12 protein-coding genes are annotated in these 11,676 nt (G+C 72.9%); 6 read left to right on the top strand and 6 right to left on the bottom strand.

From position 1 onward, the window contains the following. The first annotated feature begins 109 nt into the window (after positions 1-109). A complete protein-coding gene (locus J7E94_RS29475; protein WP_308345511.1) occupies positions 110-757 on the top strand; it encodes a chaplin in 648 nt (215 codons plus the stop codon). Here J7E94_RS29475 and J7E94_RS29480 read toward each other — a convergent pair. Continuing rightward, complete coding sequence (locus tag J7E94_RS29480; RefSeq protein ID WP_215019851.1) at positions 750-1,406, bottom strand: DUF2293 domain-containing protein; 657 nt, start codon at positions 1,404-1,406, stop codon at positions 750-752. The two genes, J7E94_RS29475 and J7E94_RS29480, sit on opposite strands and share 8 nt — an antisense overlap. A gap of 141 nt (positions 1,407-1,547) precedes the next feature. On the opposite strand from J7E94_RS29480, the gene J7E94_RS29485 reads away from it, so the two are divergent. Next, positions 1,548-1,937 carry a cupin domain-containing protein gene (locus tag J7E94_RS29485; RefSeq protein WP_215019852.1) on the top strand — a complete coding sequence of 130 codons (390 nt, stop codon included), beginning with the start codon at positions 1,548-1,550 and terminating at the stop codon, positions 1,935-1,937. Between the two features lie 190 nt (positions 1,938-2,127). Beyond that, complete coding sequence (locus tag J7E94_RS29490; RefSeq protein ID WP_215019853.1) at positions 2,128-2,775, top strand: uridine kinase; 648 nt, start codon at positions 2,128-2,130, stop codon at positions 2,773-2,775. A 20-nt stretch (positions 2,776-2,795) separates the two neighbouring features. On the opposite strand, the gene J7E94_RS29495 is transcribed toward J7E94_RS29490, so the two are convergent. Beyond that, on the bottom strand, positions 2,796-3,758 hold the full coding sequence (locus J7E94_RS29495) for a carbohydrate kinase family protein (RefSeq protein ID WP_215019854.1): 963 nt from the start codon (positions 3,756-3,758) through the stop codon (positions 2,796-2,798). Next, positions 3,755-4,699 carry a pseudouridine-5'-phosphate glycosidase gene (locus tag J7E94_RS29500; RefSeq protein ID WP_215019855.1) on the bottom strand — a complete coding sequence of 315 codons (945 nt, stop codon included), beginning with the start codon at positions 4,697-4,699 and terminating at the stop codon, positions 3,755-3,757. Before J7E94_RS29500 ends, J7E94_RS29495 begins: the two co-directional genes overlap by 4 nt. Before the next feature lie 340 nt (positions 4,700-5,039). On the opposite strand from J7E94_RS29500, the gene J7E94_RS29505 reads away from it, so the two are divergent. Further along, positions 5,040-5,447 carry a cupin domain-containing protein gene (locus J7E94_RS29505; RefSeq protein WP_215019856.1) on the top strand — a complete coding sequence of 136 codons (408 nt, stop codon included), beginning with the start codon at positions 5,040-5,042 and terminating at the stop codon, positions 5,445-5,447. Here the strand turns inward: J7E94_RS29505 and J7E94_RS29510 are convergent. From J7E94_RS29510 to J7E94_RS29520, 3 genes are all read right to left on the bottom strand, one after another. Then, positions 5,437-6,654: an MFS transporter gene (locus tag J7E94_RS29510; protein WP_215019879.1), complete on the bottom strand. Its 1,218-nt coding sequence runs from the start codon at positions 6,652-6,654 to the stop codon at positions 5,437-5,439. The two genes, J7E94_RS29505 and J7E94_RS29510, sit on opposite strands and share 11 nt — an antisense overlap. Before the next feature lie 397 nt (positions 6,655-7,051). Then, positions 7,052-7,615, bottom strand: coding sequence for a methylated-DNA--[protein]-cysteine S-methyltransferase (locus tag J7E94_RS29515; RefSeq protein WP_215019857.1), 564 nt, complete (start codon positions 7,613-7,615; stop codon positions 7,052-7,054). Positions 7,616-7,675: 60 nt separating this feature from the next. Further along, the gene (locus J7E94_RS29520) at positions 7,676-8,605 is read right to left on the bottom strand and encodes a glycerophosphodiester phosphodiesterase family protein (protein WP_215019858.1); all 930 of its coding nucleotides are present in this window, start codon (positions 8,603-8,605) and stop codon (positions 7,676-7,678) included. Between the two features lie 244 nt (positions 8,606-8,849). Between J7E94_RS29520 and uvrB the strand changes: the two genes are divergently transcribed. Then, on the top strand, positions 8,850-10,991 hold the full coding sequence (gene uvrB, locus J7E94_RS29525; RefSeq protein ID WP_215019859.1) for an excinuclease ABC subunit UvrB: 2,142 nt from the start codon (positions 8,850-8,852) through the stop codon (positions 10,989-10,991). Between the two features lie 89 nt (positions 10,992-11,080). After that, positions 11,081-11,659, top strand: a complete 579-nt coding sequence (locus J7E94_RS29530; protein ID WP_215019860.1) for a TerD family protein — start codon at positions 11,081-11,083, stop codon at positions 11,657-11,659. Positions 11,660-11,676 lie beyond the last annotated feature (17 nt).

Consider the following 11,676-nt stretch of genomic DNA (forward strand, 5'->3'; position numbering starts at 1 on the left):
CCGAATGGGTTGAGCGCGTTGTTTCCGGTGCGGGCACGATGCCCGTGGAACCCTCCGGAAGGCAGGAAAACTGATGCGTCACAGTCGTCGGAATGGCTTGATCGCGGCGGTGGTTGCGGGAGGTGGGCTGGCGGTCGCGGGCGTGGGCGGATTCGCGTACGCCGATGCGGACGCGGGCGGGCAGGCGGAGCGGTCGCCGGGGCTGCTGTCCGGGAATCTGGTGCAACTGCCGGTGCACGTCCCGGTGAACGTGTGCGGGAACACGGTGAGCGTGGTCGGCGTGCTCAACTCGGCCGCCGGCAACCGCTGTACGAACGCGAATCCGGAGCCGGGGCCCTCGAATCCGTCGTCCCATCCGTCGCACCAGTCGAAACCCGGGACCGGCAACCACGGCGGAGCCGTCGCGGAAGGGCGCGGAAAGGATTCCCCCGGGCTGCTGTCCGGCAACGGCCTCCAGCTCCCGGTCGACGTGCCCGTGAACATCAGCGGCAACGCGGTGAGCGTCGTCGGGATCGGCAACAGCTCCCACGGGAACAGCTCGGTCAACGGGGAGGCCCCCACCGGCGGCAAGCCGCCCCAGCCACCCGTCACCGAGCAGCCCGTGACCCCGACCCCGACCCCGACCCCGCCCGCCCCGCCGCGGCCCGGCGAGTCCCTCGCCCACACCGGCGCCGACGGCATCGGCTACCTGATCCCCGGTGGGGGAGCCCTGCTGCTGGGCGGCGTGCTCCTCTACCGCCGCTTCCGGCTCACCTAGGCACCCGGCGCCAGCCGTCCAGGATGGCGTCGATCTGCGCCGCCAGCCGGGCCCGGGCCGCGAACCGCGGAACGCCGGCCATCAGCAGGGCGTCGTACTCGGTGTCGGTGTGCCGCACGGCGGCCCGTACCGCGACCGAGACCGCCGGCTCGTCGAGGGCCCGGCCGGCCGCGGTGCGGCCCACCCGCCCGCTGCCGCGCACCGAGGCGTGCGTGGCTATCGCCACGGCCCGATCGGCCGGGCACCCGGGGAACAGCCGCACGATCTCGGCGGCGAAGGCCGCCGTGAACCGGGTGTCCTCGGCGGCGCGGCGCAGCCGGTCGCGCTCCCTGCGCCGCGCCCGCGCCTCGGCGTCCGCGAGGCAGGCGCGCTCCGCCCGGGCCAGGGCGGCATCCTCGACGAGGAGGCCCAGACGCTCGTAGCGGCGGCGGCGCCGGTTGAAGCGGAGGACGACGGCACTGAGCGAACTCGCCTTACGGGAGCGACGGGTCAGCGCCGCGTCTCCGCGCGGAAGGTAGACCAGATGTCCGAGATCGGCGCAGTCGAGGCAGCGCGGGACACCCGCCTCGCGCACCAGGTGCCGGAGCGGGCCCTGCCGGCACTCCGCGCAGTGGATCTGCTTCCCGGACTCGAACACCACCAAGCTCATACCGATGTGATACCGCCGCCCGGGCCGCCTATCACCTGGAGCGGGATGGAGGTTGCGATTTCGCCAACTCGGCCTGTTCGGCCGGATGTCCACCTACCGTGACGCCAGCGGGCCGAGCGGTGGCCCGTGGAGGAGGGGGACATGGGTGGACGGCAGGCGACAGCGCGGCCTCCGAGGGCAGCGGCCCCGGGCGATCTCGTCGGCAGGGAGATAGTCATCGAACCCGGCGGCTGCACCGGCTGGCACTACCACGGGGTACCGCTGATCGCCCTGCTCAAGTCCGGGACGCTGACACGGATCCTGCACGACCACACGGTCGTGGTGCACCACGCAGGGTCCAGCTTCGTCGAGCCGGCCGGCATCCGGCACATCCATCTCGGACGCAACCTGGGCACCGAGCCGGTCGTGCTCTACGTGACCTGCACCCTGGCCGAGGACGACCCCCTGTCCATACCCGCGCCGGCCCGGGAGTGCCGGTGCGGCTCACACGAGCCGGCGTATCTCCCCGCGCACCCGGCAGAAGCCTCCTGAGGTCGCGCGCAGCCCGTCGACCACGTACCGGTCGGCCACCTCGCGTATCCCGCGCGGGATCTGCCCATTCGAGCCGGGCTCGAAGCCTCCCGGCACCACCTGCACCCCTATCCGCCCGCCCTGCTGGAGGCACTCCGCTGCCACGCCGCCCGCCGGGGCCGCGCCCTGGGCCACCCTTGACAATGGGCTGGTGCAGCTGGAAGCGATCACATGGCAGCGGATGGCCGAGCGGCTCGCCGGTCACCTCGACGACCCCGACATCCTGCCCGGCGAGGGCAGTTGGCAGCGGGTGGGCATCGACGGAGCGCCGGCCGCCGGGACCGGCGTCCTCGCCGGGCACCTCGCCGACGCTCTGCGGACGCGCGGGCGGTCGGTCCTGGTGGTACCGGCCGAGGGCTTCCTGCGGCCTGCCTCCCTCCGCTTCGAGTACGGCCGCGAGGACGTGGACTCGTACCTCGGCGGCTGGTACGACACGGCCGCCCTCTGGCGGGAGGTGTTCGGCCCCACGGACCCCGGCGGTACCGGCCGGGTGCTGCCCGATCTGTGGGACCCGGCGACCGACCGTGCGACCCGCAGCCCCTACACCGAACTCCCGCCCGGCGGCGTGGTGATCGTGCACGGCCCGCTCCTGCTGGGCCACTGGTTCCCCTTCGACCTCAGCGTCCACATCCGGCTCTCCCCGGGCGCGCTCGCCCGTCGCACCGAGGAGTCCGCGCGCTGGACCCTGCCGGCCTTCGCGCGCTACGAGGCGGACACCGACCCGGCGTCGGCCGCCGACGCGCTGGTCCGGGCCGACGACCCCCGCCATCCCGCCTGGACCGGCATCCGCAACCAGTAGGCCGGCCATCCCCCGTACGTTTACGGCCTGCCGCCCAGGCGGGTGACGGCAAGCGCCGCCGTGTGGCAGCCGGCGCGGGCGGCCTCCGCCGGGTCCGCCCCCGCCAGGCGGGCCGCGAGGAAGCCGCCGGTGAACGCGTCCCCGGCGCCCGTGGAGTCCACCGCGTCGGCCGGCTCCGCGGCGACCTCGGCGGTGATCCGCCCCCGCTCGGCGACCAGCGCGCCCGCCGCGCCCCGCGTGACCACCACCAGCGGTATCCGGCGGCTCAGGTCCGCCGCCGCGCGGGCCAGTCCAGCCGGCTCCGGCAGCCCGGCGAGCAGCCGGGCCTCGTCCTCGTTGGGCAGCAGTACGTCGGCCCCCGCCACGGCATCGAGGAACCGCCGCGGGCCCAGCGCGATCAGGAATCCGGCCGAGGCGGGGTCCACGCTCACCGGCACCCCCCGGCCCCGGGCCGCCCGCAGCGCGACCAGGGCCAGCTCCCGGCTGCTGTCGGCGAAGAACAGGTAGCCGGACAGGTGCAGGTGGGCCACCCCGTCCAGCAGGGACGGGTGCCAGTCGGCGGGGCACAGCCGCAGCGCGGCCCCGCTGTCCGTCAGGAAGGTCCGCTCGGCGTCCTTGCCGACCAGCGCGACCACCGTCCCGGTCGGCTCCTCCCGGTCGACCACCAGCCGCGGCCGCACCCCCGCGTCCACCAGCGCCCGCTCGTGCCACCGCACGGACTCGCTGCCCACCCGGGCGAGGAGCCGTACCTCCGCGGCCCCCGTCTGCGCCGCCCAGCAGGCTGCGTTGGCCCCGGCGCCGCCCGGCAGGGTGCGGATCCGGGCGGCCGTGTCAGTGGCCGGAGCCAGCGGTTCCGGGTACACCGCCACCACGTCGGTCACCACGTCCCCGACGATCAGCAGCGCCCCCGGTCCGCCGGGGCGGCCCGCGTCGCCCGTACCGGAGCCGCTCGCGCCGGCCCCACCCCGCCCCGGGCCGCTCATGCCCGCGCCGCCCAGGCCCCCGCGATCAGGGCCCCGAGCCGCACGTTTCCCCGTACGGCCGCCAGGTTCGCCTCCAGCGAGGCGCCGCCCGTCGCCCGCACCAGGAACCCCAGCAGGAACGGGGTCACCGCCTGCCCCGTGATCCCCCGCTCCCGGCACTCGGCCAGCGCCTCGGCCAGCACCCGGTCGTGAAGCTGCGGATCCAGCTGCTCCTCCTCCGCCACCGGGTTGGCCACCAGCAGCGCCGATTCCGGGCCCCCCAGCGCGTCCTGAGCGGCCATCACTGCCGCCACCTCCTCCGGCCCCCGCACGGTCCAGTCCACCGGCTCGCCCGAATCGGCCAGGTAGAAGCCGGGGAACTGCTGCGTCCGGTACCCCAGCACCCCCACCCCCAGCGTCTCCAGCCGCTGCAACGTGGCCGGCACGTCCAGGATCGACTTCACCCCCGCGCACACCACCGTGATCCGGGTCCGCGCCAGCAGGGAGAGGTCCGCCGACTCGTCCTGCGTCTGCGCCCACTCCCGGTGTACGCCGCCCAGCCCGCCCGTGGCGAAGACCCGCAGGCCCGCCCGTGCGGCCAGGAAGGCCGTCGCGGACACCGTCGTCGCCCCGGTCGCCCCGGTCGCCAGCGCGGGCGCCAGGTCCCGGTGGCCGAGTTTGCGCACGCCGTCCCCGCCCGCGATCCGCTCCAGCTGCGCCTTGTCCAGGCCCGCGTACGCCACCCCGTCCACGACCGCGATCGTCGCCGGAACCGCACCCTCCGACCGGACCAGAGCCTCCAGTTCGAGCCCCACCGCCAGATTGCGCGGGCGCGGCAGGCCGTGCGCGATGATCGTCGACTCCAGGGCCACGACGGGCCTGCGCCGGGCGAGTGCCTCGCGTACCTCTTCGGACAGGACCGGTCCGCCGGACGGGGATGCAGTTGCTGTGTGCTGTGACATGTCCCCATCCATGGCACGGGATTCACGCCCCCAAACGCTCTCCCGCCCCAGCCGCCCCAACCTGTCCGAGTAGCGTTCCCCGGGGAACGCCCGGCTTTACGACGAGCCGGCCGACCGTTACGACCTCGTGTACGCGCAGCGGGACCCGAGCCCCGCCCGCCGGGGCCGGGCCCGCGACAGCCGTTGGCCGAAACCTGCGGGTCCTTGCGCCCGGTGGCCTGCTCGCGACCGGACGGGGCGACCGGACGGGGTGACTGGACAGAGTGGCCCGTCGGCCGGGCGGTTGCTGGACGTTCCGTTCACCGCGCCGTGCGGGCGGCCCGGATTAGGTTGGCGCGCCATGAGCACCAGTGATCACGTAGCAGCAGCAGCAGCAGCAGCAGCTGCCGAGCCGGCCCCCGCCTCCTTCGTCGTCTCCGTAGCCGATGTCCCCGACGCCGAGCTGGGGGCCGAGGACCTCGACCCCGAACAGATCGTCTCCGGCGCGCCCGTGGTGACGGGCAAGGTGCTGTGGGAGTCGGCGGACGGCAGCCAGGTGCGCGGCATCTGGCAGATCACCCCGGGCGTGGTCACCGACGTCGAGGCCGACGAGCTGTTCGTGGTGGTCAGCGGCCGCGCCACCATCGAGGTCGAGGGCGGCGGGACCCTGGAGGTGGGCCCCGGCAGCGCCTGCGTGCTCCGGGAGGGCGACAAGACGACCTGGACCGTGCACGAGACGCTCCGCAAGGCCTACCACATCAGCTACTGAGCCCCTTCGCGGGCGCGGGCGCCGTCACGGGGTGGCGGCGGGCGGTGAACAGCGCGAGCGCCGCCAGCGGCAGCAGCAGGCAGGCGCCGATGGCGTTCAGCCAGCCGTAGCCCGCCTGGGACATGACCAGGCCGGCGGCCGCGCCGCCCACGCCCGCGGCGGTGTTCATGGTCAGGTCGCTCAGGCCCTGTACGGCGGCCCGTGCGGGCTGCGGCACCGAGTCGGTCAGCAGCGCCGAACCGGAGACCATCCCCGCGGACCAGCCGAGGCCGAGCAGGAAGAGGCCGGCCGCGCTCTGCACGTGGTTTCCGGCGGCCGTGCCGGCGAGCAGCGCGGCGAGCGACAGGAGCCCGGCCGCGAGGCCGATCACGGACAGCCTGCCGAGCCGGTCGGCGAGCCATCCCATGACCGGTGAGAAGGCGAACATGCCCGCGATGTGACCGCTGATGACCAGGCCGATGAGCTCCAGGCCCGCGCCGTGGTGGCCCAGGTCCATCGGGGTCATGATCATGATCGACACCATGGTGGTGTGCGACACGGCGACGGCGACGAGCGCGAGCCGGGCCCGCGGCGAGGCCTTGACGGCGGCGAGCCCCGCGCGCAGCGAGCGGCCCTCGCGGGTCTGCTCCTCGGGAGCCGCCAGCGCACGGGCGGTCAGCAGCGGGTCCGGGCGCAGCAGTACGCCGATCAGCGTGCCGGTGAGGACGAAGACGGCGGCGGCCCACACGAAGGGGCCCGCCGTCTCGGGTATGGAGGTTCCGGCGAAGCTGCGGCTGGCCGGGGCGGACAGGTTGGGGCCGAGTACCGCGCCGATGGTGGACGCCCACACGACGACGGAGATCGCCCGGGCCCGGCGGTCCGGGGCGGCGAGGTCGGCGGCGGCGAACCGGGCCTGGAGGTTGGCCGAGGAGGCGGCGCCGAACGCGGCCATGCCCAGGAGCAGCAGCGGGAAGCTCTTGATGGTGGCGGCGAGGACGACGAGGGCCGCACCGGTCGCGCCGATCGCGTAGGCCAGGACCAGGCCGGGGCGGCGGCCGCGCGCGGTCATCAGCGCGGCGAGCGGGAGCGAGACCAGGGCGGTGCCGACCACGGAGGCGGTGGAGGCGAAGCCGGACATGGCCTCGGTGCCGCTGATCTCGGTCGCGAGGACGGGGGCCAGGGCGATGCTGATGGGGACGCCGAGCCCGCCGAGCATCTGGCTGGCCATGAGCACGGTGGAGGTGCGCCGCTGCAGCCGGGCCAGGTCGGGGAGGCCGGCCGCGTGAGCCGTACGGTCCGTGCGCGGTGAGGTGGTCACGCCGTACACCTCCTTCGCGGGTGCGCGAGGGGGCGCGCCTGCGGGGCGGGTATGGGCGCGGCGAGGCCGGGCGGGTCGGCAGGAGTAGTCACCGCGGCAGTGTGCCACCCCTTACCCTGCGGCGGAACCGAGATACCGCCCCACCGCACAGCCGGTACTGCCCTCATGGGGGGCACCGGCCGCCCCGCCCTCACGGGCGGCACCGGCCGCCCCGCCCGCTCAGCCGGCACTGCCCGCCACCGCACGCCCCACCCCCACAGCCGGCACCGCCCCCACCGCCCGCACCGCGCCACCCGCGCCGCACCACTCAGAACAGCGGCTGCGGAAGCACGCCCTCCAGGGCGAGCAGCAGCCGCTTGGTCTCGACACCGCCGCCGAATCCCCCGATGCCGCCGTCGTTCTCCACGACCCGGTGGCAGGCCACCACCAGCGGCAGCGGATTCGACCCCATGGCATTGCCCACGGCCTGAGCGGCGCCCGGCTGGCCCACCCGGCCGGCCAGCTCCCCGTAACCGACGACCGTTCCGTACGGCACGGAGCGGTCCAGCTCCTGGAGCACCTGCCGGTTGAAGCCGGAGCTGAGGCGCCAGTCCAGCGGCAGTTCGAAGCGCCGCAGCGTGCCGGAGAAGTACGCGGCCAGCTGGCGTATGGGCTCGGCCAGCAGCACCTCCGCGCCCGGCGCGGGCCGCCGGGCGTCGGCGCCGAGCCGGGAGACGAGCGGGCCGATCATCGCGTCGACCCGGTCCGGCTCGGCATGGAACTCGACCCGGGCCAACCCCTCCGGGGTCGCGGCCAGGAGCAGGGGGCCGACGCAGGAGGTGACGACGGTCCATTCGAGGTGCGGCCCGCGGGGCCGCTCGGTGCTGTCCACGCCTCCACGGTACGGCGGGGCACCGACAGCGCTCTCCCGCCGGCCGCGCCCGCAAAGGGCTCAGAGCCCGTCGATGGCCGCCTGCACGACGTCCGGGGCGTTGGTGATGATCCCGTCCACGCCCATGTCCGCGACCTTCCGGGCGGTCGCGGCGTCGTCCACGATCCAGGTGTCCACCTCCATGGCCCGGCCGTGGGCACCCAGCAGATCGTGCACCGCCTCGACCCAGTCTGCCGAGATCGTGGTGTGCCACGGGTTGATCCGGTCGGTGAACTCCGCGTACTTCGGCAGGTCCGCCACGGTCGGGGTGCCCAGGAAGGCCGTCACGAGGTCCGGCCGCAGACCGTGCACGATGCGTACGCTGTCGGCGCTGAAGCTCTGCACCACCAGGCGCCGCGTCACATGGCGCTCATCGAGCCAGCCGAGCTCGTCCAGCAGCTGCAGGGTCTGCTCCTCGATCCCCGGGTAGAGCTCCGGCTTCTTGATCTCCAGCAGCAGCCGCTGCTGATTGCGCTGCACCCGGCCCATATACTCCCGCAGGGTCGGCACCCGGGCGCCCCCGAACTCCTCGTCGAACCAGCTGCCCGCGTCCAACCGGGCGATCTCCGCCGCCGTGAAGTCCTTGACCCGCCAGGGCTTGCGGTCCGGGAAGACCTCTTCGACGTCGGTGGTCCGGGACAGGGTGTCGTCGTGGATCACCACCAGCTCGCCGTCCCTGGTGCGCTGCACGTCGTTCTCGACCCAGTCGAAGCCCAGCCGCATCGCCATGTCGATCGCGTCGAGGGTGTTCTCCGGGGCGTACGCCGAAGCCCCCCGGTGGGCGTACACGACGGGGTCGCCCAGCACCGCCCGGTCGGCGGCGGCGGCGGCGGCGGTGGCGGCGGCGGAGTCGGGGCCGTTGGCGGCGGCGGACGAGGCCGTCCCGCCCAGCAGGGTGAGGGTGAAGCCCAGGAATGCGGCGGCGGCCGCGGTGGCGGGTCGGACGTACATGTGCGTTCTCCTCGGGTCGTGAGCCCTGTTCCTGCGTCAGACGGGTGCGGAGCGACAGACGTTGCGGCGATGCACTTCACGGCGGGACCTTCACCGATCATGGGGTTGAAGATCACCGGGCCGCCACCGAACTACGACAAACGGACCAGAAGGGATGAGATCCGTGTGGCGCGACCGGACCAGCTGCTGCGCCGCTGAGCGGCGCGGATGCGTGGGTGTCAGTGCGGGGTCGTACGGTGGACTCATGCGGCCCGTATCGAAGATCGAACGCACGGTGGCGCCTTTCGAGGTCGTCAGCTCCTACCAGCCCAGCGGTGACCAGCCGGCGGCCATCGCCGAGCTGGAGAAGCGCATCCGTGCAGGTGAGAAGGATGTCGTCCTACTGGGTGCGACCGGCACCGGCAAGTCGGCGACCACCGCCTGGATGATCGAGAGGCTCCAGCGCCCCACCCTGGTGATGGCGCCGAACAAGACGCTGGCCGCCCAGCTGGCGAACGAGTTCCGCGAGCTCCTGCCGAACAACGCCGTCGAGTACTTCGTCTCGTACTACGACTACTACCAGCCCGAGGCGTACGTCCCGCAGTCCGACACCTACATCGAGAAGGACTCCTCGATCAACGAGGAGGTGGAGCGGCTGCGCCACTCCGCGACCAACTCGCTGCTGACCCGCCGCGACGTCATCGTCGTCGCCTCCGTGTCCTGTATCTACGGCCTCGGCACCCCGCAGGAGTACGTCGACCGGATGGTCTCCCTCAAGGTGGGCGAGGAGATCGACCGGGACCAGCTGCTGCGCCGCTTCGTCGACATCCAGTACACGCGCAACGACGTGGCCTTCACCCGCGGCACCTTCCGGGTGCGCGGCGACACCATCGAGATCTTCCCGGTCTACGAGGAACTGGCCGTCCGCATCGAGATGTTCGGCGACGAGATCGAGGCCCTCTCCACCCTGCACCCCCTGACCGGCGAGGTCATCAGCGAGGACCGCGAGCTGTACGTCTTCCCGGCCAGCCACTACGTCGCCGGCCCCGAGCGCATGGAGAAGGCGGTCCGCGGCATCGAGGCCGAGCTGGTCGGGCGCCTCGCCGAGCTGGAGAAGCAGGGCAAGATGCTGGAGGCGCAGCGGCTGCGCATGCGCACCACCTACGACCTGGAGATGATGCGCCAGATCGGATCGTGCTCCGGCATCGAGAACTACTCGCTGCACATGGACGACCGCGAGCCGGGCTCCGCGCCCAACACCCTCATCGACTACTTCCCGGAGGACTTCCTCCTGGTCATCGACGAGTCGCACGTGACCGTGCCGCAGATCGGCGCCATGTACGAGGGCGACGCCTCCCGCAAGCGGACCCTCGTCGACCACGGCTTCCGGCTGCCGTCCGCGCTCGACAACCGGCCGCTGAAGTGGGAGGAGTTCCAGGAGCGGATCGGCCAGACCGTCTACCTGTCGGCGACCCCGGGCAAGTACGAGCTCTCGCGCGGCGACGGCTTCGTCGAGCAGATCATCCGCCCCACCGGCCTCATCGACCCCGAGGTCGTCGTCAAGCCCACCGAGGGCCAGATCGACGACCTCGTGCACGAGATCCGCGAGCGGGTGGAGAAGGACGAGCGGGTCCTGGTCACCACCCTCACCAAGAAGATGGCCGAGGACCTCACGGACTACTTCCTGGAGCTCGGCATCCAGGTCCGCTACCTGCACAGCGACGTGGACACCCTGCGCCGCATCGAGCTGCTGCGCGAGTTGCGGTCCGGCGAGTTCGACGTACTGGTGGGCATCAACCTGCTGCGCGAGGGCCTCGACCTGCCCGAGGTGTCCCTGGTGGCGATCCTGGACGCCGACAAACAGGGGTTCCTGCGCTCCGGAACCTCGCTGATCCAGACCATCGGCCGCGCGGCGCGCAACGTCTCCGGCCAGGTCCACATGTACGCGGACACCATCACCCCGGCGATGGCCCAGGCGATCGACGAGACGAACCGCCGCCGGGAGAAGCAGGTCGCCTACAACACGGCGAACGGGATCGACCCGCAGCCGCTGCGCAAGAAGATCAACGACATCGTCGCCACCATCGCCCGCGAGGAGCTCGACACCGAGGAGCTCCTGGGCACCGGATACCGGCAGGCGAAGGAGGGCAAGGGGGCCCTGGCCCCGGTGCCGGCGCTCGGCGGCAAGGCGAAGGCGGGCGGCAGGGGGGCGAAGGGCGCGGCCAAGGCCGCCGAGGTGCTCACCGACCGGCCCGCCGCCGAACTGGCCTCGCTCATCGAGCAGATGACCGAGCGGATGCGGGCGGCGGCCGCGGAGCTGCAGTTCGAGGTCGCGGCCCGGATCCGGGACGAGGTGGGCGAGCTGAAGAAGGAGCTGCGGCAGATGAAGGAAGCGGGCCTCGCCTGAGCGGGAGCCTGTCAGTAGGGTTGGTGCACGGCCGCAGGTACACGCTGCGCGCTCGTTATCAGGGGCGGGCTTATGAGAGGGGACAGCGCGTGACGGTCAACATGACCAAGGGTCAGGCCATCAGTCTGCAGAAGGCGGACGGAGGCACGCTGACCGCGGTCCGGATGGGCCTCGGATGGCAGGCGGCAAAGCGCCGCGGGCTCTTCGGCTCGCGGACGCGGGAGATCGACCTGGACGCCTCGGCGGTGCTCTTCGCCGACAAGCAGCCCGTGGACGTGGTCTTCTTCCGGCACCTCCAGAGCGACGACGGCTCGGTCCGGCACACCGGTGACAACCTCGTCGGCGGCGCCGGCCAGGGCGGGGACGACGAGTCCATCCTCGTCGACCTCCAGCGCGTGCCGGTGCACATCGACCAGATCGTCTTCACGGTGAACTCCTTCACCGGCCAGACGTTCCAGGAGGTGCAGAACGCCTTCTGCCGCATTGTCGACGAGACCAACGGCCAGGAGCTGGCCCGCTACACCCTCGACGGCGGCGGCCAGTACACCGCGCAGATCATGGCGAAGGTGTCCCGCGCGGGCGCGGGCTGGAAGATGACGGCCCTGGGCAACCCGGCCAACGGCCGCACGTTCCAGGACCTGATGCCGTCGATCCTGCCTCACCTGTAAGCGAAGAAGTACGGGGG

It is taken from the genome of Streptomyces sp. ISL-94 (genome assembly GCF_018614075.1).
In the GTDB taxonomy this organism is placed as follows: Bacteria; Actinomycetota; Actinomycetes; order Streptomycetales; family Streptomycetaceae; genus Streptomyces.